22 protein-coding genes are annotated in these 22,595 nt (G+C 31.7%); 4 read left to right on the top strand and 18 right to left on the bottom strand.

Annotation, left to right across the window (positions count from 1 at the left end):
- Positions 1-26: 26 nt before the first annotated feature.
- From ACFWUA_RS02015 to ACFWUA_RS02025, 3 genes are all read right to left on the bottom strand, one after another.
- Positions 27-1,322, bottom strand: coding sequence for an amidohydrolase (locus tag ACFWUA_RS02015; RefSeq protein ID WP_416198508.1), 1,296 nt, complete (start codon positions 1,320-1,322; stop codon positions 27-29).
- Between the two features lie 72 nt (positions 1,323-1,394).
- Positions 1,395-2,762, bottom strand: a complete 1,368-nt coding sequence (locus tag ACFWUA_RS02020) for an MATE family efflux transporter (protein WP_416199160.1) — start codon at positions 2,760-2,762, stop codon at positions 1,395-1,397.
- A 70-nt stretch (positions 2,763-2,832) separates the two neighbouring features.
- Positions 2,833-3,633: a M55 family metallopeptidase gene (locus ACFWUA_RS02025; RefSeq protein ID WP_416198509.1), complete on the bottom strand. Its 801-nt coding sequence runs from the start codon at positions 3,631-3,633 to the stop codon at positions 2,833-2,835.
- A 226-nt stretch (positions 3,634-3,859) separates the two neighbouring features.
- Here ACFWUA_RS02025 and ACFWUA_RS02030 point away from each other — a divergent pair, with 226 nt between their 5' ends.
- Positions 3,860-5,509, top strand: a complete 1,650-nt coding sequence (locus tag ACFWUA_RS02030; RefSeq protein ID WP_416198510.1) for a helix-turn-helix domain-containing protein — start codon at positions 3,860-3,862, stop codon at positions 5,507-5,509.
- 76 nt (positions 5,510-5,585) lie between these two features.
- Here the strand turns inward: ACFWUA_RS02030 and ACFWUA_RS02035 are convergent, their stop codons facing one another.
- From ACFWUA_RS02035 to ACFWUA_RS02070, 8 genes are all read right to left on the bottom strand, one after another.
- Complete coding sequence (locus ACFWUA_RS02035) at positions 5,586-6,926, bottom strand: aminopeptidase C (RefSeq protein WP_416198511.1); 1,341 nt, start codon at positions 6,924-6,926, stop codon at positions 5,586-5,588.
- 22 nt (positions 6,927-6,948) lie between these two features.
- Positions 6,949-7,617 (bottom strand): AroM family protein, encoded by a 669-nt coding sequence (locus ACFWUA_RS02040; RefSeq protein WP_416198512.1) that lies wholly within the window; start codon positions 7,615-7,617, stop codon positions 6,949-6,951.
- Positions 7,618-7,621: 4 nt separating this feature from the next.
- Positions 7,622-8,764: an amidohydrolase family protein gene (locus ACFWUA_RS02045; RefSeq protein ID WP_416198513.1), complete on the bottom strand. Its 1,143-nt coding sequence runs from the start codon at positions 8,762-8,764 to the stop codon at positions 7,622-7,624.
- Between the two features lie 14 nt (positions 8,765-8,778).
- Entirely contained in the window at positions 8,779-9,924 is a 1,146-nt protein-coding gene (locus tag ACFWUA_RS02050; RefSeq protein WP_416198514.1) for an amidohydrolase, read from the bottom strand.
- Between the two features lie 24 nt (positions 9,925-9,948).
- Positions 9,949-10,140: a M20/M25/M40 family metallo-hydrolase gene (locus ACFWUA_RS02055; protein ID WP_416198515.1), complete on the bottom strand. Its 192-nt coding sequence runs from the start codon at positions 10,138-10,140 to the stop codon at positions 9,949-9,951.
- A 34-nt stretch (positions 10,141-10,174) separates the two neighbouring features.
- Complete coding sequence (locus ACFWUA_RS02060; protein ID WP_416198516.1) at positions 10,175-10,729, bottom strand: ABC transporter permease; 555 nt, start codon at positions 10,727-10,729, stop codon at positions 10,175-10,177.
- Between the two features lie 89 nt (positions 10,730-10,818).
- Positions 10,819-12,426: an ABC transporter substrate-binding protein gene (locus ACFWUA_RS02065; protein ID WP_416198517.1), complete on the bottom strand. Its 1,608-nt coding sequence runs from the start codon at positions 12,424-12,426 to the stop codon at positions 10,819-10,821.
- Positions 12,427-12,470: 44 nt separating this feature from the next.
- Positions 12,471-13,412, bottom strand: coding sequence for a DUF1177 domain-containing protein (locus ACFWUA_RS02070; RefSeq protein ID WP_416198518.1), 942 nt, complete (start codon positions 13,410-13,412; stop codon positions 12,471-12,473).
- 283 nt (positions 13,413-13,695) lie between these two features.
- On the opposite strand from ACFWUA_RS02070, the gene ACFWUA_RS02075 reads away from it, so the two are divergent.
- Complete coding sequence (locus ACFWUA_RS02075; protein WP_416198519.1) at positions 13,696-15,072, top strand: MATE family efflux transporter; 1,377 nt, start codon at positions 13,696-13,698, stop codon at positions 15,070-15,072.
- Positions 15,073-15,116: 44 nt separating this feature from the next.
- Here ACFWUA_RS02075 and ACFWUA_RS02080 read toward each other — a convergent pair whose 3' ends face one another.
- On the bottom strand, positions 15,117-16,313 hold the full coding sequence (locus ACFWUA_RS02080; RefSeq protein WP_416198520.1) for a MalY/PatB family protein: 1,197 nt from the start codon (positions 16,311-16,313) through the stop codon (positions 15,117-15,119).
- A 190-nt stretch (positions 16,314-16,503) separates the two neighbouring features.
- On the opposite strand from ACFWUA_RS02080, the gene ACFWUA_RS02085 reads away from it, so the two are divergent.
- A complete protein-coding gene (locus ACFWUA_RS02085; RefSeq protein ID WP_416198521.1) occupies positions 16,504-16,923 on the top strand; it encodes an acyl-CoA thioesterase in 420 nt (139 codons plus the stop codon).
- An 80-nt stretch (positions 16,924-17,003) separates the two neighbouring features.
- On the opposite strand, the gene ACFWUA_RS02090 is transcribed toward ACFWUA_RS02085, so the two are convergent.
- The 3 genes from ACFWUA_RS02090 to ACFWUA_RS02100 are packed head-to-tail and all read right to left on the bottom strand — an operon-like array spanning position 17,004 to position 18,509.
- On the bottom strand, positions 17,004-17,771 hold the full coding sequence (locus ACFWUA_RS02090; protein WP_416198522.1) for a DUF1648 domain-containing protein: 768 nt from the start codon (positions 17,769-17,771) through the stop codon (positions 17,004-17,006).
- On the bottom strand, positions 17,747-18,115 hold the full coding sequence (locus tag ACFWUA_RS02095) for a hypothetical protein (RefSeq protein ID WP_416198523.1): 369 nt from the start codon (positions 18,113-18,115) through the stop codon (positions 17,747-17,749). Before ACFWUA_RS02095 ends, ACFWUA_RS02090 begins: the two co-directional genes overlap by 25 nt.
- Entirely contained in the window at positions 18,105-18,509 is a 405-nt protein-coding gene (locus ACFWUA_RS02100; RefSeq protein ID WP_416198524.1) for a GntR family transcriptional regulator, read from the bottom strand. Before ACFWUA_RS02100 ends, ACFWUA_RS02095 begins: the two co-directional genes overlap by 11 nt.
- 125 nt (positions 18,510-18,634) lie before the next feature.
- On the opposite strand from ACFWUA_RS02100, the gene ACFWUA_RS02105 reads away from it, so the two are divergent.
- Positions 18,635-19,483, top strand: coding sequence for an RNA polymerase sigma factor RpoD/SigA (locus ACFWUA_RS02105; protein WP_416198525.1), 849 nt, complete (start codon positions 18,635-18,637; stop codon positions 19,481-19,483).
- On the opposite strand, the gene ACFWUA_RS02110 is transcribed toward ACFWUA_RS02105, so the two are convergent.
- From ACFWUA_RS02110 to ACFWUA_RS02120, 3 genes are all read right to left on the bottom strand, one after another.
- The gene (locus ACFWUA_RS02110) at positions 19,484-20,638 is read right to left on the bottom strand and encodes a M48 family metallopeptidase (RefSeq protein WP_416198526.1); all 1,155 of its coding nucleotides are present in this window, start codon (positions 20,636-20,638) and stop codon (positions 19,484-19,486) included.
- Positions 20,639-21,067: 429 nt separating this feature from the next.
- A complete protein-coding gene (locus ACFWUA_RS02115) occupies positions 21,068-21,883 on the bottom strand; it encodes a hypothetical protein (RefSeq protein ID WP_416198527.1) in 816 nt (271 codons plus the stop codon).
- Positions 21,884-21,894: 11 nt separating this feature from the next.
- Positions 21,895-22,593, bottom strand: coding sequence for an ABC transporter ATP-binding protein (locus ACFWUA_RS02120; protein WP_416198528.1), 699 nt, complete (start codon positions 22,591-22,593; stop codon positions 21,895-21,897).
- Positions 22,594-22,595: the final 2 nt, after the last annotated feature.

Here is a 22,595-nt window from a genome sequence, read left to right on the forward strand (position 1 = left end):
ATCTCACCTTCCCTCAAGGTTTTAAATTATCTATTGACTAAACTATGAGCAGCTTTTTCTGCATTGTACATTACTTTTTCTATATCAATAGTTTTTAATTCATATTTCTCCATTAAAATTTTTCCATCTACTATTACTGTTTCTACATCTGAAGCTTGACAAGAATATGCAATAGCTGAAATTATATTGTGTCTTGGATAAAGATGAGGTTTATTCATATCAACAAGAATTAAATCAGCTTTTTTCCCAACTTCTATAGAACCAATTTCATCTTCCCAATTAAGTGCTTTAGCTCCATTTGATGTAGCCATTTCTATAGCTGTAATAGCTGGTATAGATATGGCACTTTCATTTACAGCTTTGTTTATGACAGCTGCCAAATTTATTTCCTCAAACATATTCAAATTGTTGTTGCTTGAAGAACCATCAGTACCAAGTGCTACATTGACTCCTCTATTTATCATCTTTTCTACAGGAGCAAAACCACTGGCAAGTTTTAAATTGCTACCTGGATTGTTTACAACACTTACACCATTTGCACTTAGTATTTCAATATCCTCATCAGATACATGAACACAATGAGCAGCCAAAGTTGGAATTTCAAATAGTCCCAAGTCATATACATGTTTTATTGGCGATTTCTTATATTGTTCAAAGCTATCTTCAACTTCTTTTTTAGTTTCAGAAAGGTGAATATGTATTCCTGCTCCTAGTTCTTTGGCTAAATCCATTATTTTTTCTAAATAAGCTGGACTACAAGTATATGGTGCATGAGGTGCAACCATAACCTTTATTCTTCCATCAGCTTTTCCATTCCAGTTTTTATATAGATTTCTTGTATAATCTAATTTCTCTTTATTGACTACTTCACTTTCTTCTTCTATAGTTCCCCTTGACAGTACCCCTCTAATTCCTGTTTCTTCCGTTGCCTTTCCTACTTCCTCCATGAAAAAATACATGTCTGAAAAACAAGTAATTCCAGATTGAATCATTTCAGCAATACTAAGCATCGCTCCCCAATATACATCTTCTTCTGTAAGATTTGCCTCTACTGGCCATATCTTTTGTGTAAGCCATTCATAAAGAGGTACATCATCTGCATAATTTCTCAAAAGAGACATAGATATATGAGTATGAGCATTTACAAGGCCAGGCATAGCTACTTTATTTTCCCCATCTATAATCTTATCAACTTTTAAATCTTCCTTAAGTTCTCCTATATATTTAATTTTATCTCCTTCTATATAAATATTCGTATCTTCAATTGGCTCTTTTTTAGCTCCCATTGGCAATAAAGTTACATTTTTAATTAAAATATTCATCAAAAAACCTCCTTTTTTGTTCTTAAATTTAGTATACCATAATATGTCTTTGTTTTAAAACAAAAAGAGAAGCTAATGCTCCTCTATCAATAATTCTCCACTGTATATATCTTTTGATTTATATATTCCATAGCTTGTTATAAGCCTTGAAGTCATATCTATCGCTATTATTATCCATAGTGCCAATATACCTTTTTTGAAATAATAAGCCATGAGTAATGAAAATGGAATTCTAATACCCCAAAGTCCTATTCCTGCTACAATCATAGGAACTTTAGTATATCCAGCACCTCTTAATGCTCCATTTAATACTCCAGCAATGTTTTGAGGAATTTGAGCAAAGCCCATGACAAACAAATACTGAATTCCTATCTTTATTACTTCTTCATCTTTAGTTAAAATCCTCATGATTTGTCTTGGGAAAAAGATAAGGGCCCCACCTGTAAATATAGTTATGATAAAAGTTCCTATAGTGAGTTGTTTTAAATATTTTTTACCCATTTCTCTGTTTCCAGAACCTAAGGACTGACCTATAAAAGTAGTAGCTGCTACGCCAAATCCTGCAGCTGGCATATAGGAAATAGACTCTGCCTGAAGTCCCAGTTGATATGCAGCAAAAGCCACTTCTCCATAAGAAAGAATCACTTTAGTAATAATTATAGCTGCAACTTGCCAAAATATGGACTCAAGAGATGTTGGCATTCCAACTTTATATATAGAAAACACTTCTTTTCTATCTAATTTAAAAGAATTTGTACCAAGGGAATTGGAAAGAACCCCATCCTTGCTATATAAAACCCAAAGTCCAAGAATAGCTGCAATAGCCTGTGATAATACAGTAGCAAGAGCAGCCCCTTGAATTCCCATAGGTTTAAACCCGAAATGTCCAAATATAAAGGTATAGCCAAACGCCACATTTAGAAAGTTCATTATCAATGCAATTTTCATAGGAGTTTTAGCATTTCCCATTCCCTGAAGTATTCCAGCCACAATTAGAACTATAGTCAAAAATGGAAGTCCCCAAGAAACTGTTCTTAAATGTAGTGTGCCATTTTGAAGCAAGGAAGGACTTGGGTTGAAAATTTTTAGAAAATAAGATGCATTCCAAAAAAGTATCTGCTGAAGAACAAGTACCAATATAACTGATGACATAATAGTTTGTTGAGCTACTTTCCTCAATTTTTGTTTGTCATTAGCTCCATAAGCTTGAGCTACAAATACTGAAGCTCCAGTTGCTATTCCTTTAAAAAGAGCCCAAACTACTTGAGTGATTCTATTGCTTATTCCAAGAGAACCTATCGCTACAGCATCTATTCTTCCTATCATAGCCATAGAGATAAACCCTGCCATCATCTGCAAAATATTTTCCATAGTCACTGGTAAAATCATTGAAAGTATTTTTTTCCTTATTATCTTATCTTCGTTTTTATCTATTTCCATTTTCAACAGCAATTCTCCTCACACATATATTTAGACATATTATAATATATTTCGCCTCTCTAAACAAGCATTAAGTTAAAAATAATATTGCTCTCAACACATCAAAATAATCTGTAGTTTTCAAAACTATAGTTTTAGGTGAAGTTTGTATTGCTCCTGGATAAAACGAATTTCTAAAAGCCATGGTATGAGCTGTATATCTAATTTCAAGTTCAAATTCATCAGGTAATCCTATCTTGCATTTGTTTAAATCTCCCTTTAGTGCTTTTTCTACTCCTTCTTCAATGAGTTTTGTAGCTAACTCTGGATGAATACTTATAGTTGAATCTCCAATTCCTTCATTTACTGCTACCGTAACTATATTCTCATTTAAGCTCTTTACCTCTTCGCAAAGTCCCTTGTCCCCACTTAAAAATGCAACAGGAATTCCTAAATAAGCTGCTATATAGGAATGCAATAAAAACTCGCTACAAATAGTTCCATTCAATTTTATATAGTCAATAGTAGAACTGTTCATAGTATGGGCAAGAGGATTAAAATTTGAGCTAGCACAAGAATGATATCCTGTATATATCAATGCATCAAAGGATTCATCCAATTCTTGAACCATTGAAAATGGATGCCCACTCCAACCTCTTATGAGCTTTGCATTTTCTGGCAATTTGGCTGGATTTATATTTCTTCCTGACTCATGGGCATCTTTTACCCAAATTTCTTCTACACCTGCCTTTAAAGCTCCCCTGCAAGCAGCTTCTACTTCTCTTGTCATCTGCTGTGCAAAATACTCATAGTCTTGTTTGCTTTTTGTTGTCTCATCCCAATGAGTGATACCAGTAGTTCCTTCAATATCTGCACTCAAAAAAACCTTCATATTTCCGCCTCCTCGTATAAATAAAATAGTTATAAATATATTCAATATTTTACAATACAATTATATCATTTAATTTAGCCTTGCAACATATTTGGAACTATTAAAAACATTTTTTACTGATTGAATTTTCCAAGAATTAGAAGACTCTAATGTTGTACGCCCTTGCATATATTAATTTAATGAAGTATACTAGTAAAAACATTCTAAATATAAGGGTGATCTCTCAATGAAAATTCAAGAACTATTTGATCTTAGCCAAAATTTCATTAATTTTGAAATTATTTCTGGGAATGAATACTTTGACAACAATATTAAAGATATCAGAATAATTGACATTCCCTATGAGCACTCCCAATTTAAAAAAGGAGATTTTGTTATAGTTTCTCCTGATATAATTGTTAAGGAAAAGATAAATCTTGTTACTATATTGAATACACTTAAAGAACAAAAAATTGGGTTGTTGGGACTTGTATCTAACAATAGCATAAGTGATGAAATTATTAAACACTTCCAACAAATAATTAAACTCTATGAAGTCAATTTCCCAGTCATTAAAATACCAGCAGACAACACTTATGAGGATATCATCTCTACTCTTAAATATACAAAAGACATAAATAGTTTCTTAGTCAATCAATTTAAGAATAATCTTATTAGTTTAAAAAACACGAATTATTTCTCTACAAACAACATTCTTAATATACTCACACATTATATAAATGGTCTTGTACTGCTATTATCAACCAATGGAAAAATAATTGATTTTGCCGATGCCAATCCTTTGGATGAAGAGAAAAAAATACTTACAGATACTATGTCGACTTTAATCAAAGACAATGAATCAAATACTTTATCTACTCTAAATCCAATTGTATATAATGGTAGTGATGAAATCTATACAATATATCCATTAGAAACTTATGATAGAGATTTAGGATATCTTTGCATAGTGGAAGAAATTGACAAGATAAGTGACAGTGAATACAATATCAAAATTTCCAATGAAGCTATACCTTTTATAATTATATCTTTGATGACTTATCATGAAAAGGAGCTTATATACAACAAGTCCAAAGAAGAATTTGTAAGAGGTATATTGTACGGATTGTATTCTGATAAAAATATTGTTGAAAAAGAAGCCAAATTTTTCAATATAGAATATAATTTAAAAAGATTTGTATGGATAATTAACATAAGACCTTTAAAAATAAGGCATTCAGATCCATTGGAATCAGAAAAAATACCTGCAAATATTATAAATGAAACTTTAAATATTGCCAAAGCTAGTTTTTATGATGACCATGCTATAACAAATACTTCCTCTATTGTATTTATAAGAATAAAACATGATATTCCAAATGAAAAACTACTTCAAAAATACAATACTCTTTTAAATACATTGGAATTTCAAATGCCTGAATATAAATTTTCTATCGGATTAAGTAGGGCTTATGATACCTTAGATGATTTGAATTTAGCCTATGAAGATGTAATTTTTAGTTTGAAAATAGGTGCTAAAATATTTAAAAATGGAAAAAGTATTTATGCTTATGATGATTTGATAATATATCATCTTTTATATAAATATCCTAGCAATCCTATACTTGAAAGACTATATAATAATGGAATAGGAAAAATATATGCATATGATAGAGAAAACAACACTCAATTATTTGAAACCGTTCAAGTACTGATTAAACACAATTGCAATTTTTCTGAAACATCTGACAAACTATTCATCCATAGAAACACACTATATCAAAGGCTTAAAAAAGTTGAAGAAATTACAGGTTTGGATATGGATAGTTCTGAAACCAGACTTGTATTCCATTTAGGACTTAAAATACATGACCTTTTTTCATTAAATTTAAAATAATATATTGCATAAGATAAAAAAATAGGCTTTCTTTGTTGTTGAATTTTCTCAACGAAAGCCTATTTTGTCCCTATCTTTAAAACAATGGTCCTACTTGATCCCATGGACTAAGTATTGTTGGAGCTTTTTCATATTGTTTAAGTATTTCTTTGCTCAAATGTTTTTTGTTTATGATGACTTTAAACACATATTCATCAAACCATTCATCACTCATAATATAAAAGCCTTTCTTTCCTTCTGCCTCACCCCAGCTATTTTGTATCTTCCATCTGTTTGGCTTTCCATCAACAATATTAACACCTGTAAATGTCATGACATGTGTTAAACTTGTTCCTCTATACATAAGTCTTTCTTCTTTTGTCATATTGAATTTGGTATTTAGTACCGTTTCATAATTATATAAATTTGTATCAAGTATTCCCAATTCTCTATGAGACATCTTCCCTACATCACATCCAAATACAACTTGTTCTCCATCTTTTATTTGAGCAATAGCAGCTTGTCTTAAAACTTCAATATCAAGATTTAAATACTTGATTGGTTCATCATCTACTACACTTCCAAGATATTTTAATGAATAGGTATTCCCAAAAGGTTTGTCTTCTGTTGGAAAATTTATGATGCTTATATAATCAATCGGTTTAACTTTAGAATACTTGTGATAGAATTCCAATGGAGTTATATCTTGATCCCTGTGAAACACCCCATCTAAATCCCAGTATTCAAAATCAAATGTCTTTGGAGGTTCTCCAAGAAAATGACATATAATATTGTACATATCTAGAAGAATGGATTCTTTTTGCTCTTCAATTTCTTCCATTGATTTTCCATCTCTATTCATATCTCTAAGTTCTTTTGCACCTTGTCTTAACTTTTCATTTACTATTTCATTGATAATTTTTGAATCTGTGCCACTTTGAGTCTCAGGCATTGCATATAATGGTACCACACCATACTTTTCTATAAGCTTGGCAAACATATCCCATTGACCACAATCACTTTGAGGATCTTTTAGTAAACCTGCTACTTCATGGTCAGATAATTCTCTGTCCATGGTCTCTATGATATTTTCTAAAAATAGATTTGATTTTTCTAGCTTATCCCAAAAATATGTATAGTTTTGAGATAATTGAAAATCTACTTCCCTCATCCTTAAACTATGAGAAATACTGTATCTTACTGCATTCAAAGCTGCAAACATCCAACACCTTGCAGTTTTTTTCTGTGCTGTAACTCTTCCGACTTCTATTTCATGAGAAAAATCAAAATGCATACTTCTTATAGAATCATTATTTAAACTAACCTCTACAAGTCCATTTCTCATAACTGCGTCTGAATAAACCTTGTTGTTTTTATCAGCTCTATAATGCTCTGAACAACTATTGATGATATCCATAGTTATAGGTTTTTTCTTCATACTTATCCCCTCCGAAACTTATTTATACCAATTCTTCCAAAAGTTTTGCCATAACTATTCTCGGTAGCAAAACTGGTTTTCCCGTTATTTCCTTAACTTTTTTCTTCATCTCCAAAGAATACCCCATACAATCCAGCACTATTAAAGACAATTCCTCATTTTTAAAATCTAAGGCTTCTTTTTCTATATTGTCAAAGAAATCTTTATAGGGAGAAACAGCTCTTACAAAAATATCATTCCCTCCTTCTCTCCAATATTCAATTGTCTGATCTATTTGAGAACTATCCGGAACAATGACACCAATCTTTCCACTTGATACATCTTTAACTATTGAATGCAACAGCGAAAAAGGTTCTAAAAGAAGTCCCTTATGTTCAAATTCAGGAAACTTTCCTGTACACAATAAGAATATAGTGTTTATTCCCTCTTTTTCAATATTATTTATGCATTCTTGAATAAGATTTGGTACTAATTCTTCTTTCATTTCTATTTGTCTTCCATCTCTCATTCGACTAACTAGTACATTGTCACCTTTATTTGGTCTAAGCATATTTTCTGCTTCTTCATAAGTGTAGGAGTCAAGAATACCATATTCCACAATTTCAATATCATCCCTCATAAGTTTTAATATTTCTGGTACTAAGTCAACCCGGGGAGATTGACCTATAGTTATAGTTGCCACTCTTTCCATATACTCATCTCCTATAAGCAACTTCACCATTAACTATTGTAAGGCAAGTTTTAGTTCTAGCTTTAAAAGGATCTCCATCAAATACAACAATATCTGCATCTTTTCCTATTTCAATACTCCCTACCCTATTATCTATACCCAGTGACTTTGCAGGATTTATAGTTATTGATTTAAGTGCATTCTCAAAACTCATTCCATCTTTAATTGCTATAGCTGCACATATGGGTAAAAAATCCAAAGGAATATCTGGATGATTTGTGATAAGACAAGTATTGAATCCTTCGTTAGAAAAAATAGCTGGAGAATTAGAATTTCTATTTTTTATTTCAAAATTTGATTTATCAGTTAAATATGGTCCTAGCATCAGAGGAATACTTTTATCTATTTGCTCTTCAATTAAATAAGCTTCTGTACAATAAGTTAGTATCAAATCAAAATCAAACTCTTCTTTTAATCTCAGTGCAGTTTGTATATCCTGAGCCTTATGAGCACATATCTCTACCTTTGTATCCTTTGTAAATATAGACTTAACACTTTCATATTTCTCATTAAAAGTATTCCTATCTACATCCTCATTTTTAGTTTCTTCATAGTATTTCTTAGCTCCATTTAGAAAACTTCTTATCATATATGTGATAGCCATTCTAGATCTAGGCATCTCTACCCTTACATCACCAAGCCTTTTGACAAATTCTCCAATAGATATATTTAAAGTAGAAGAAGATTTCACCATTCTATCTTCCAATGTTTGACCATAGGTTTTTATCACACATGATTTACCTCCTATGACATTGGATTCTCCTGGTGCAACAGATACTGTTGTGACACCTGCTCTAATTCCAGCTTCAAAGACACAATCTCTAATATTTATCCCATCTTCTGCTAGAAGTTCAGGGCTTAAAGTGTCATTTGCTTCCTCCATATCATTTCCTACACTTCCCACTCCGCCTTCAATTATACCTGCATGACAATGTCCATCAATAAAACCAGGAACAACAATATGATTTCTCACATCTAAAACTAATGCATCTTCTTCTCGTATAGAACTATTTATATCAATAATTTTGCCTTCATCTATCAATATATCACCATAAACAACTTGGCTATCTGCCATTGTAAATATCTTTCCATTTTTAAGTAGCAACATCTTTAATCCCCCAATCAATCCAAATCTTTATATACAATTTCACCATTAATAATTGTTAAAAGTACCTTTGTAGTAGTTTCCAAAGGTTCCCCATTAAATACTACCAAATCTGCATCTTTCCCTTTTTCAACGCTGCCAACTCTATTATCTATATTCAATGCTTTTGCAGGATTTATTGTAAGAGCTTTTAGACCATCTATCATATCAAGTCCGTATCTAGACAATAAACCTGCATATAAAGGCAAAAACTTGCAATTCATAAAAGGATGATCTGATATAAGGGATATTAAAACTCCCTTGTCATTGAAAACTCTTGGAGCTTCTACACTGGCATTTCTGGTTTCTACTTTGGTGGCAAAGGAAAATAAAGGGCCCAACATAACAGGAACATATTTTTCTTTGATATAATCTGCTGCCAAATATCCCTCTGTACAGTGATCTAATGTATAATCAATTTGAAACTCTTCAACAATTCTTATGGCTGTCATTATATCATCTAATCTATGAGCATGTATCTTCAAAGGAATCTCACCATTAAATACAGGTAAAAAAGCTTCCAGCTCCTCATCATATTCATGTTCCAATCCTTTTCTTTCTTCCTCATAATATTTTTCTGCTTTATTTAGCATTTCTTTTATGAGAAATGCAGTAGCCATTCTACTGCTTGGAGATTTTTTTTGAGACGAATAGACATTTTTGGGGTTTTCTCCAAAGGCAATTTTCATGGCAGCAGGACTTTTTATAATCATGTCTTCAACACTAGTACCATAAGTTTTTATAATAGCTGCTTGTCCTCCTATAACATTTCCACTTCCAGGACATATCATAACCGTTGTTATACCTGCTGAATAAGCATCTTTAAAAGCTTCATCAAAGGGATTCAAAGCATCTATAGCCCTTAGAGCTGGTGTCAAAGGTTTTACACATTCATTTGCATCATTTCCATTGTCGTTTAAAGTCCACATTCCTATATGACTGTGAGCATCTATAAATCCAGGACATACTATGTTTCCCTTTATATCTATGACATGAGTATCTAGATTATCTACTATTATATTTTTCTTGACACTTTCTATTTTGTTACCTTGTACTAGAATATCGCTTAAAAAAAACTGGCCCTCTAAAGAATCAAACACATTACAATTTTTTAATAAAAGCATTTTTAACACCTCTTTTGAAGTCAATTATTTAAGAAGATCTAAAATCATACCAGTATATACTTTAGCAGAACTTATCAAATCCTTTATATCAACCGTCTCATTGTATGAATGAATTCCTTCTGTGTTGGCAGGACCATATTGTATGGTTGGAATACCTTTGTATCTAAAATATCTAGCATCGCTAGAAGCCCATTGATATGTTGCAGTTATATCCATATTCAATACATCCTTTGCATTGGCTTTAACTGATTTAACCAGAAGGTAAAATCAAATGCTTTACTATATCTATAAAACTTCCTTCACCCATTCCTACAGATGGAAGCCAGCCAAGATTTACACTAAATAATAGTACTGCCATCATCGCTAACCAAAATATAGGCACTGATATACCAATTAAAGCCAAAATCATGGATATATAATCAAATGCCGAATACTGTTTAGTTGCTGATACTACTCCCACAGGAATACCTACCAGAAGTCCAATTATTATACTTACAATAGCTAATACTAGTGTATTGGGAAATCTCTCACTTATAAGCTTTGTGACAGGTTGATTGTAATAATAGGATTTTCCTAAATCTCCTTGTACAACTCCTTTTAAATATCTGCCAAATTGTACAAATATATTGTCATTCAATCCTAAATTTTCTCTCAATTCTTCCACAGCTTCTACGCTGGCTTGAGGTCCTAACATAACAGCTGCAGGGTCTCCAGGTATGACACGAGTTACAACAAACACTATAAATACTACTATGAATATAGTAGGTATTAATTCTAGTATTCTTTTTAATGAATATTTAACCAATCTAGCTCACCTCAACCTTCTTTGTTAGATGTTATTGAAAAACCTTATATATTGCTATATAAGGTTTTTCAATTTTAAATTTCAATATATTATTCTTTCCATACATTTATTTCTGGATTTGTAATAAATATAGTTCCATCTGCACTTCTTTCAAAACCATGTACTTTTTTGTTTACTCCATCTATAATCTTTCCATTTGCAAAATTAATTCTTCCATTGTTTTCAGTTATTATACCTAAAGCTTCTTTATACAATTCTGCTCTTTCATTTTGATCAGCAGTTTCTGATACTGCTTTATCCAACAATTCATCTACTTTTGGATCGCTAAATCCTTGACCGTTTCCTAATGAACCAATTTGTTTGCTATGGAACATTTGATACAAGAAAAAATCAGGGTCTGGATACCATGTCCATGACATAGCATACATAGGAGCTTTTCCCTTTGAAACAACTTCACTAAATGTTCCCCATTCAAGTAAGTTTATCTTCATGTCAATATTTAAATTCTTCTTTAAATAGTCTTGAACTATAACTGCAGTTTTATCACTTCCTGCAACATATATTTCAGTTTGGAAACCATTTGGATATCCAGCTTCTTCCATTAGCTTTTTAGCTTTTTCAGGATCATATTTAGGAACTTTTTCTTCTAAAGATGCATCATATCCCCATGATCCAGGAGGTAATGCCAAATATGCTCTTTGTGCCTCTCCCCATGGATATAAGCCTTTGACCATTGCATCTATGTCTATTGCGGAAATAATAGCTTCCCTTACTTTTGGATCTTTTGTAGGCCCTTCCATTAAATTCATAGCAATATATATTACTTTCAATGCTGGTTTTTCATTTAGTACTAAATTTGGATCGGCTTTTATAGCTTGCATACTTTCACCTGTTATATCTGTAGCTACATCAATTTCTCCAGTTCTCAAAGCATTTGTCATCATGTTTTGATCAGTTATAAATTTAAAAGTAACACCATCTAGATATGGCTTTTCTCCCCAGTAATTCTCTGATCTTTCAAGAACAACACTGTCACTATTTTTCCATTCCTTAAATGCAAATGGTCCCGTACCAACTAGATGTGTACCAAAATCTTCTCCCCAGCCTTCAACTTCTTCTTTTGGAACTATGACATTTCCTGCATCTGTTAAAACTGTCAAAAATGCTGCATTTGGTTCTGTTAGATGACAAATAATTTCTGTGTCAGATACAATTTCAACAGATTCAAGCATTCTAAGTCTCTTCATGACAGATTCTTTTGCTGATCTTTCAAGACTATATTTAACATCTTCAGCTGTCATCTTTCTTCCATCTTGGAATTTACCTTTTTGAAAATATACATCATCTCTTAATGTAAACTTATATGTTTTAAGATCATCTGATATTTCCCAACTTGTTGCTAATCCAGGAATTATCTCATTTAGGTCCTTATTGTAATAAACTAAATTGTCAGCTATACTATGAATAACATTTCCTTCGTAAATTCCAGTATACTTGACAGGATCTAATGTTTTTGGAATAGCTGCTAATGCAACAGTTAATGTCCCACCTTCTTTGGGTTCATTCGAAGAATTGTCATTTGTCGTATCCTCACTGCCAGTTGATGGATTTTTAGTTTCTTTGTTTCCACAACCAGTTAATGCTAATGACAATACCATGACAAAAACTAAAAACAGTACCAATGATTTTTTTCCCATTTTTTTCTCCTCCTCATAAATTATCGTAAAGCTTAATGCCTAAACTAAATATTTCCCTTTGTCTGAAATCTTTTATTTTCTCCATACAATTTAAGCAACAACTCAAATTCTTTTTCATCATAGAAGCTACATTTTCCAATTCCATATTCTTTAGCAACTTCTACAGCAAACCTTCCTGCCATTTCTACATCTATAGCTTGAGTTGCTCCTGTAGCACAACCTGCTACGGAAGTTTCAGTAGTTATAGCAACTCCAACTACTGGTGAACTTGTTGTAGTACTTGGTTGAAGAATACTATTTATATGGTATAAATCATTGCCATAGGGTGTAATATCTTGTTGTGAAAGGGGGAATACTACAGGGAGTTTTCCTGTCACTTTTTTCATAATATTTACAAGATCATCACTAATCTTAAGAATGTATCCATCTTTTACTGTTGGTGATATTGAAAACCCTCTGTAGTTAAGCACTTCATTTCCTTTAGTAGTATCTATGGCTAATATTGCATCCATTTCTTGTGAAACTTCCAATCTATTCATGGTATCCATATCTACTGGTGAATCCATAAAGTAAACTGGATAATGTTCCAAAGTTGGGGCATCTGGACATATATGAGTAGCAACTATTACATCACCTTCCAACACATCTCCCTTTGCATTCATATCAACTAATTTTAAACCCGCTGACAATGCAGCCAGTGCTCCATCTCCATCTGATACAAATCCATTCATATGTGGTCTTGCACCTAGTCCTCCTAATCTGCCAACTATGCCTAATGTCTTTGCAGTACCACTTTTAGTTTTCCCATTTTTCCCTTTTATGAGTATCTTTATAAAATCAGTACTGCCTTGTTCACCTTCAACTGTTTCCACATTTATTTCTACATTTTCATTGCCACGAGCCTTAATGTATTTTGCAACTTCATTGCCGTTTGCATTTGGTTTATCTAGTAATTCAAACATTTCCATAACCTGTTTTAAAATCATTGTTATCTCCTCCTTTATGTTTTGATATTCTCCAAAGTATAAATTTCATTTGAGCGATAATTTAATGAATTCTGAATTTTATTATTTATTTCTTTTATCTTACCGCATTACAATATGTAAAAGTGAACAAACTTATTTGATTTGTTATATGCACTTTGCTGAATTAAAGTAAAAATATTTTTAAAACTTAGAATTTGGTCTTTTTCAATTGACATACATTATAAAATGAATTAGTATATATTATATATTTAGAGACGCTAAACAATTTGTAGGAGATGATAATATGAGTGAACCATTGGATAATGAACTTCTTACAGGAGATCTTCGAAAAAATCTCCTCAAAATGTCTATCCCTACTATGCTGGGATTTTTCCTTCAAGCAGTATACGATATAGTAGATATGATATGGGTAGGTAGAATATCAGCTTCTGCTGTTGCGGGAGTAACAATTTTTTCTACAGTATTCTGGATGGTAGAAGTGTTAAATGAAATAATAGGCACCAGTTCTATTTCTCTCATATCCCAAAACTATGGCATGGGAAATACAGAAAAGACAAGAAAGGTTGTTGAACAAACCCTTACTTTTAAAGCACTTGTCGCAATCATAGCAGCAGTATTTATGGCTTTTTTCTTAGAACCTCTTTTGGGCTTTTTCACAAATGAAGAAGAAGTTGTACAAGCTGCACTTGATTATGGATATATAAGGATATTCTTTTTACCTATAATGTTTTCTTCTTATTCTGTAAATACGGCTTTGAGATGCTTGGGAGATGCTAAAAGCCCTATGTACATAATGATAGCAGCTGCCATTACAAATATAATTTTGGACCCATTGTTTATGTTTGAATACTTTCCTGGAACCAATATACCAGGACTTAATTTGGGTGTATTTGGAGCAGCATTGGCTACAGTTATTTCAACAGTAGTAGCTTTCAGCATAGGATTTGGAATGCTCTTTAAAGGAGATAAAAAAGTTAAAATTTCTATCAAAGGCCTATTTAGCTTGGATTGGGAAATAGATAAGAAACTACTGACTATAGGATTGCCTTCTGGTATAGAAATTCTTTCTAGAAACTTGGCAAGTATATTTACACTAAAATTTGTTTCCCTATATGGAACCAATACAGTGGCTGCCATGGGAATTGGCGGAAGGTTATTTAACTTTGCATTTATGCCCATAATGGGAATAGTCATGGGAAGTAGTACTATTGTTGGTCAGTGTTTAGGTGCAGATGATGTAGAAAGGGCCAAAGATACCGCAAAGTTTTCTGCACTGTTTAACTTCGTCATGATGGGTATTCTTTCAATCATAGCTATTATATTTCCTAAACAATTGATGAAAATATTCATAGATGATGTAAATGTAATAGAAGTTGGAAAGTCCATGATTCAAATAATGATACCTGCATTAGCCCTTGGTGGAGCTGCTATGGGACTGGGTTCAGTTTTCGCTGGTTCGGGTCACAATACTCCTTTTTTATTGTCTAGTTTGATATCTAGATGGGGAGTACAAGTACCACTCATTTTCTTAGCCACAAAAGTATTCCATTTATCAGTAATATACGTATGGATTAGTTTTTTAGTTGCAGATGCAGCTGAAATGCTTGTAGTATTTATAGCCTATAAAAGAGGAACTTGGGAAAATAAAAGAGTTTCATAATTTAAAACACTCCTCAAACTATGAGTTTAAGGAGTGTTTATTTATTATAATCTATTCACTGCTTCTTCTATTCTCTTTAGCCCTTCTTTAAGGGTTGAACGAGGACATCCTATATTTAATCGTACAAAACTTCCACATCTTCTAGAAAAATTAGATCCTGGATTGACTCCAACTTTAGCTTCATTCACAAAAAAGTCCATGAGTTGCTCCCCTTCCAAACCCAATCCACTACAATCAAGCCATACAAGATAGGTAGCTTCAGGCCTAATTGGCACAATTTGGGGTATTTTTTCTTCAAAATATTTCATGAGGAAATTTAAATTATCTTCAAGATACACCAAAAGCTCTTCCAGCCACTCTTCACCATTTTTATAGGCTACTTCCAAGGCAATACTTCCAAATATATTTCCACCATCTATATGTAAAGTCTCTAGTGTATTGTTAAACATACTTCTAATTCTTTTATTAGGTATGATAATAGCTGATGTAGAGAGTCCTGCAAGGCTGAAAGTCTTACTTGGAGAAATACAAGTTATTGTGCACTGGGCCAATTCTTCCGACAATGAAGCTATTGGAATATGCTTATGTCCACTATATATAATATCAGAATGTATTTCATCAGAAACAATAAGTATATTGTTTTCTACACATATTCTGCCTAATTCCAACAATTCATCTTTGTTCCAAGATCTACCTGTTGGGTTGTGAGGATTGCATAATAAAAGCATTTTTACTCTATTGTCAAATTCACCGCTATCTTGTATACATATTTGTTCCCTCAACTTGTCCAAATCCATATGATAATGATTGTCTCTTAAAATAAGTTCATTGTCTACTTTGATTCTGCCATTAGCTTCTACTACTGATTGAAATGGAGGATAAATTGGAGATTGTATGACCACTTTATCTCCAGGATGTGTAAATGTATTGACACACATGCTCAAGGCAGGTACAATACCAGGACTAAATGTTATCCATTCACTATCTATATCCCATCCATGCCTTTTTTTAACCCAATCTACTACAGTTTCATTGTAGGATTGTCCTCTGTATGTATAGCCATATATCCCATGTTCAACTCTCTTTCTCATAGCTTCTATGACTTCTATGGGAGCCTTAAAATCCGTATCAGCAACCCACATGGGGACTATATCATCTCTACCAAATACATCCTTGCAGCTGTCCCATTTCGAACTATTGGTGCCTCTTCTTTCTATAACTTCATCAAAATCATAGTTCATTTTCCTTCCTCCTATCATCTTGTTTATTTATACCATTTCCTTTGTACATCTTCTTTGTAACAATTATATTATAACAAAGTTTTATCTGTGAAAATAAAAAATTTGATACACTAACTTGTCAAACCTATGTAGAAAAAAAATCATTTAGGTGTTAAAATATGTTTGATTGACATATAAGGAGGTCTTCAATATGGAAAAGATAAATGTAGCACATTTAGTTAAATCCGAAGATTTAAATCATCATGGTACATTATTTGCTGGCAGAATGGCTGAATGGTTTGTAGAAGCTTGCTTTATTTGTGCAGCAAAAGTCACAGAAAAACCTGAAAATGTGGTCTGCGTCAATATACACGGTCTCACTTTCACCCAGCCCGGAAACAAAGGAGACATCATAAATATGGAAACTTCAGTTGCTAAAGCTGGAAGAACTAGTTTTACAGTATACGGCAAAATCACAAAAAACAATTCAGAACATATTGTTTCAGATGGATTTGTAACTTTTGTATTTGTAGATGAAAATGGAAAAACTATTCCCCACAATATCACTATGGATGAAGCTAAAAGTAGTGAAGAAATAGCTATTAGAGAAAGAGCAAAAAATTTAAGATAAAAAAAGATTATGAAAGTTTCATTAAAAAATAGTAGCTGATAAAGCTACTATTTTTATACTCTACTTGTACTAGTTTTAATCTATTTAGCTAAAAGCAAAATGACTACAGTGATTATAATTGGAAGTATCATGAAAAACATTCCCAATGGTCTTCCTACATTGACAGTCCAACCTACCCCAAATCTCTTTTCAATAAATAGAGCTGGATCATCTGGATTGTAATATATAGAATTTCCAAGTTTCCAAAATGCATCATCATCTCTATTCTTTTCTTCATACTCACCTTCACCATCAAGCTTAAGTCTACTGCCACCTTGCCCCACTTTTATGGAGATGACAATACTATATACTATTATAATTCCTGTGAATATAAAAAATAAACTTACAATAGTATTCACACTTCCACCTATTATCCCAAAAGAGTACAAACTAGCCAGTGTAAAAAGAAAATTCATACCTATACCCATAACTAACATATATATAGACCAAGTTCTTCTAAATATAATATTTCTCTTCACTGATTCTTCTGGATTTTTAGAACTTATTTCTTGTTTTGACCAACCTATGATTTTATACATAAAAAAGTACAAAACTCCCATTCCCAATTGAAGTAAAGGCATGAACCATATAAAAGAAGTTTTATCCATATATCCATTTATATTGCCTTGAATATCCCAGTGACTAGGAACTTTTTCAGGCAAAGTAGGGGCTAGACTTAGTCCAACTGCTAAGTTCACTAGAGCTATAATTATGGGAATCGAAAACCACCAAGGTGATATATTCCCTGCTTTAACTTTTTCCTTGCTAAATTTCATATCTACTACTACTCTTCTTTTGGTTTTTCCCAATTTTCTTCCTGTTTCAATTTCTTCACTTTACCATTTGCACGTAAATAAACTAAAAATAATACAGCTATATAAATAAAAATAGGTAAAGAAGAAATAACAACTATATTGTCATAAAAATATGCCCAAAGAGAAAGCAAAATCATTGATGGAATACTTACTATTATGTTTTCAAGCACATATTCTTTATATATTTTCTTAAGTTCTATATTCTCTAACTCTTTTTCTGGTATTCTAATTCCAAAATATATGTTTTTTCTAGTCATTTTAGGTGTCAGTATTTGCAAAACCAACAAAATAATATAAAAAGACAAGTTCATGATTATAATATAAATCCTATCTTCCATTTTCTCTCTCCCTCCTGCTTTCAATATACTCATCAAAATACCTTTCGCATTGTTTTAAAAACTCATCTTTTCCCATTCCCCTACAATAAGCATCGGCAACAATAAATTTAAGTTCTTTTTCCAAACTATCATAGTATTCTTTAGTTGCTTCAGGCAATATATCTTTGACCATTGCACCTTTTCTTCTATCTATAACTAAATATCCTTCATCTTTTAAGACATTGTATGCTTTGTTCACAGTATGCAAATTTATGCCAATATCTTCTGCCAGCTGTCTAACTGAAGGCAATTCTTCCCCTGTATTTAATTCTCCCTTAGCTATACCTTCAATTATTTGTCTCCTCAGCTGCTCGTAAATAGGCATTTCTGATTCAAAGTCAATTTTTAGAATCATATTGTTTCATCCTTTCTATTTGTTATATATATTATATAACAGCAGTGATGGTATTGCAACTATTTTTTCATTTTTTGAAGGATTTTATTAACCATTATAGAATATACTACTAGTAGGTGATAAAAATGAAAAGTTTAGCTATTGATTTTTTAGAAAATTGCGAAATCAATACGAATATCAAATACTCTAATAGAGAACTACTCACTTCTTATAGACTGAAAAAAGATATAAATGCAAGAAATGAACTTATAATAAACAATATGGGTCTTGTATATAAAGCAGCTAAGAAAAGATCTAATGTAAATTCTTCTTTCGCTTTTGAAGATTTAGTGCAAGAAGGAGTCATCGGAATGATGAAAGGAATAGAAAAATTTGACTTAAACAAAAATACTAGTTTCTCCACATACATATATTATTGGATTACTCATCAGATGGATAGAGCTATTATGAACAATGGTAGACTCATAAGACTTCCTGCTCATATATGGGAAAAGGTAAATCAAATCAATCAAATAGAAAATGAAAATCAATCTCTAAACAAAGAAATCAACCCAAACTCTGTACCTGAAGAAATAAAAATGGATGAAAAACTATACAATGACATAAATTTCTATAGAAAAACATATAATAGCTTTGTTTCCCTAAATACCACTATAAATCTAGACAATGAAGATTCTTATGTTGAACTTCAAGACTTCATTCCTTCAGATGAACCTTCTATTGAAGAAATAATTGTAGAAAAAGATTTGAAAGAAAATTTAAATAAGGCTTTAAATACCCTATCCCCTAGAGAAAAAGAAATATTAGCGCTTAGATTTGGTTTTAATGACAATGAACCAAAAACTCTAGAAGAAATAGGAGAAAAATATCATCTTACAAGAGAAAGAATAAGACAAATTGAATCTAAAGCGATAAATAAAATAAAATGCTCAAGCAACAAAAATATCCTTCAAGAATATTTAAGCTGCCCTTAACTAAGGCAGCTTATTTTCATATTCGTAACTTAATGCAAAATTTACTCTTTCTTCACAAGATGGATGGCTATAATACCATATTTTATACATATTACTTGGCCTAGGAAGTGCTAGACTTCCTTCATGAAGTTTTATGAGAGATGAAGCAGTGGCTTCTTTATTCCTTGCCAATTCCAATTCGAATTTATCTGCCTGCCATTCCAATTGTCTAGAATAAGTACTCACAATGGGCGAAGCAAAAAACATATAGAAATTCAAGACAAATATTAAAAGAGGAAGACATGCAATATCATATAGATGCCTAAAACCAAAATACCCATTGGAACCCTTTAGTAGCCAAAGAGAAGTCTTATCTACCAAAAATAACAACAATGTAGAAGAAATTCCTCCTAAAATTATACTTTTCCAAATATGTCCCTTTACATAATGACCTATTTCATGAGCTGCTATAGCTACTACTTCTTCTCTTTCCAGATTTTCTATGGTAGTGTCCCAAATTACAATTCTTTTAGACTTTAAAACTCCTGTCATATAGGCATTCATCTCTTTTGTATCTGCACTTTTATTTACTTGATAAATTTTTGCATCTCCCACTTTAGCCTTCTCAAGTAAAACCTTTATATCTCTTTCAAGTTCCTTATCCTCCAATGCAGTATATTTGTTGAATAAGGGATCAATATACATAGGACTTACGAAACTTGAAAAAAAATATACAGGAATTGATATAAGTCCTAAATACAGCCACCATCTATTTGGACTCTTGTATATAAGATAAAACGGAAACCACATAAAAAGTAAAGATAAAACTAAATTTAAACCGAATTCTTTAAATACAATTTCAGCCCATCTTCCAATAGATTGATTTGAAAGACCAAATCTGTGCTTAATTACAAATCCACTATAATATCTAATAGGAAGAGTCAATATAAAATCTATGAGAATGTATAAAACTAAATATATAAGTATTATGTAAAATCTATTGTTAGTCCTATTTTCAGCAAATGCTTTGATTTTACTTGACAATCCAGTAGTTAATATTAAAAGTGGAATCAAAAAACTTACAATTAAATTTACTGCCCAAATTTTTAAATTAGTTTTTCTATAAGCATAGGCTTCTTTTGAAATATTAGGATACTCCAATTTTAACTTTTGCATGTTCTTATATTCACTGACAAAAATTAATGCTATGAAGAGTATTAGAAATAAAAAAAAGAAAATGAAAAATAATATTATTTTTTTATCCAATTTACCACTCCCTCTCTTATATATTATAAGTAACAATAAGGTCTCCTATTACATATTTTATATTAGAAACATAAGGAGGTGTATCTTATATGATACAAAACAATATCAAGACATCTGGCTGTACACCAGATCAACAATCCAGTCTATTATTTTTCTTTTTACTTTTAGTAATCTTGTTCCAAGGACCATTGGATTGGTTATTTGGAAGTGATGATAGCCTATTGTTTTTCTTCTTGCTATTGGTTATTTTGTTCTGCAACCCTTACAGTTTTTGCTAAATCCATGAATAGCCCTTGTCAACCATGCTTGTGACAAGGGCTTTATCTCTATGGTCTAAAATTATAGATCAATTTTATTTTCTATTAAATATCCAGTACCCAAGAAAGTAGCTACTCCTATGAAAATGGTATAAATCAAGGAACCAATGTTCATAAAAGTTCTACCTCCAGCTGAAACTATCACACTTGCACTATTTATACTCATAAAATTCATACTTTCAAGCATACTCAATTGTTCTATCGCTCTTTGAGTAACCACCTTGAAGCTATTTAAATCTAAATAATATGGAACTGCCTTGGTTATTTTTAAAGTAGTATATCCTATTAGACCATTTAAAATTAAAAATATTGCAAACCACATCCCACCAATTTTTTTGTTTCTAAAAGTAACTCTACCTAGTGCCATAGAAAAATAAATGAGTATCAAAGTCACTACTCCACTAATAAACATAGTCATTCCAACGGCTACAGTTTCTGTATTAAATACAGAAAATATTTCCCTAAAGCTTATATCAAATTCTATAAATCTTGAAAGCATAAATCCATTATATAATAGTATTACAACTCCTAGTATAATGAACCACATAAGTGCCACCAATAATTTTGAACCTAATATCTGATTTCCTGTAAGAGGCAATGTAAAAGTTAAATATCCTCTGTCTTCATATAGTTCTTTTTTAAAAGAATCTACTATATATAAAAATGCTGCAAACAATGCTACAAACATGATGAGATAAGCCACGCCACCTATAGCTCCCATATTGCTCTGCTTAAATTGATAAGAATAGAATACTGTAGTAAGTATCAAAACTATTGCCAAAACTCCCAAAATAAATTTATAACTTCCTTTTATTTCATATTTCATATATCTACCCATATTTATCCCTCCTATTCTCCAAATACTTCTTTATAAATTTCATCAATAGATTTACCTTTTTCTTCTCTCAAGGCTTCTGCGTTTCCTTTAAGCAGTATTTCTCCTTCCCTTAAAAACACTACCTCATCAAACAAGCTTTCCATATCTCTAACTAAATGAGTAGTTATAATCATTGAACTACTTTCGTTGTAATTGTTTATTATAGCATCTAATATTTTATCCCTAGCTACAGGATCTACTCCTGCAATTGGTTCATCTAGTATATATAGCTTAGCTCTTCTAGACAATACTAAAGTCAAATTTAATTTTTCATTCATACCCTTTGACAAAGAGCTTATCTTCATGTTTTTTTCAAGCTTCATAAAATCGAGAAGCTTCTCTCCCCTATTTTCATCAAAGTCAGAATAAAAATCTTTGTAAAATTTAAAAGCATCATCTATCGTCATCCAATTGTACAAAAAATTTCTATCTGGCAAATACGATACTATAGATTTTGTATATACCCCTACATTGTGCCCATCTATAAATACTTCTCCTTTAGACTGCCTTAAAAGTCCAGTGAGTATTTTTATAAGTGTAGTCTTTCCACTTCCATTAGGTCCAAGTATTCCTACTACTTTTCCACTTTCAATATCTAAACTTAAATTGTTTAGTGCTTTTTTACTCAAATAATTCTTTGACAAACCCTTAATTTCGACTAAGTTGCCCATTT

The sequence above is a fragment of the Sporanaerobacter sp. genome (genome assembly GCF_047830725.1).
GTDB lineage: Bacteria > Bacillota > Clostridia > Tissierellales > Sporanaerobacteraceae > Sporanaerobacter.

Excerpts from the sequence above, each read along its gene's own strand:
- ACFWUA_RS02085 (WP_416198521.1), top strand. The coding sequence starts at position 16,504 with ATGGAAAAGATAAATGTAGCACATTTAGTTAAATCCGAAGATTTAAAT.
- ACFWUA_RS02100 (WP_416198524.1), bottom strand. The coding sequence starts at position 18,509 with ATGATTCTAAAAATTGACTTTGAATCAGAAATGCCTATTTACGAGCAG.
- ACFWUA_RS02030 (WP_416198510.1), top strand. The coding sequence starts at position 3,860 with ATGAAAATTCAAGAACTATTTGATCTTAGCCAAAATTTCATTAATTTT.
- ACFWUA_RS02045 (WP_416198513.1), bottom strand. The coding sequence starts at position 8,764 with ATGTTGCTACTTAAAAATGGAAAGATATTTACAATGGCAGATAGCCAA.
- ACFWUA_RS02015 (WP_416198508.1), bottom strand. The coding sequence starts at position 1,322 with ATGAATATTTTAATTAAAAATGTAACTTTATTGCCAATGGGAGCTAAA.
- ACFWUA_RS02035 (WP_416198511.1), bottom strand. The coding sequence starts at position 6,926 with ATGAAGAAAAAACCTATAACTATGGATATCATCAATAGTTGTTCAGAG.
- ACFWUA_RS02050 (WP_416198514.1), bottom strand. The coding sequence starts at position 9,924 with ATGCTTTTATTAAAAAATTGTAATGTGTTTGATTCTTTAGAGGGCCAG.
- ACFWUA_RS02080 (WP_416198520.1), bottom strand. The coding sequence starts at position 16,313 with ATGAACTATGATTTTGATGAAGTTATAGAAAGAAGAGGCACCAATAGT.
- ACFWUA_RS02065 (WP_416198517.1), bottom strand. The coding sequence starts at position 12,426 with ATGGGAAAAAAATCATTGGTACTGTTTTTAGTTTTTGTCATGGTATTG.
- ACFWUA_RS02025 (WP_416198509.1), bottom strand. The coding sequence starts at position 3,633 with ATGAAGGTTTTTTTGAGTGCAGATATTGAAGGAACTACTGGTATCACT.
- ACFWUA_RS02110 (WP_416198526.1), bottom strand. The coding sequence starts at position 20,638 with ATGCAAAAGTTAAAATTGGAGTATCCTAATATTTCAAAAGAAGCCTAT.
- ACFWUA_RS02075 (WP_416198519.1), top strand. The coding sequence starts at position 13,696 with ATGAGTGAACCATTGGATAATGAACTTCTTACAGGAGATCTTCGAAAA.
- ACFWUA_RS02055 (WP_416198515.1), bottom strand. The coding sequence starts at position 10,140 with ATGGATATAACTGCAACATATCAATGGGCTTCTAGCGATGCTAGATAT.
- ACFWUA_RS02095 (WP_416198523.1), bottom strand. The coding sequence starts at position 18,115 with ATGGAAGATAGGATTTATATTATAATCATGAACTTGTCTTTTTATATT.
- ACFWUA_RS02040 (WP_416198512.1), bottom strand. The coding sequence starts at position 7,617 with ATGGAAAGAGTGGCAACTATAACTATAGGTCAATCTCCCCGGGTTGAC.
- ACFWUA_RS02105 (WP_416198525.1), top strand. The coding sequence starts at position 18,635 with ATGAAAAGTTTAGCTATTGATTTTTTAGAAAATTGCGAAATCAATACG.
- ACFWUA_RS02115 (WP_416198527.1), bottom strand. The coding sequence starts at position 21,883 with ATGGGTAGATATATGAAATATGAAATAAAAGGAAGTTATAAATTTATT.
- ACFWUA_RS02070 (WP_416198518.1), bottom strand. The coding sequence starts at position 13,412 with ATGATTTTAAAACAGGTTATGGAAATGTTTGAATTACTAGATAAACCA.
- ACFWUA_RS02020 (WP_416199160.1), bottom strand. The coding sequence starts at position 2,762 with ATGGAAATAGATAAAAACGAAGATAAGATAATAAGGAAAAAAATACTT.
- ACFWUA_RS02120 (WP_416198528.1), bottom strand. The coding sequence starts at position 22,593 with ATGGGCAACTTAGTCGAAATTAAGGGTTTGTCAAAGAATTATTTGAGT.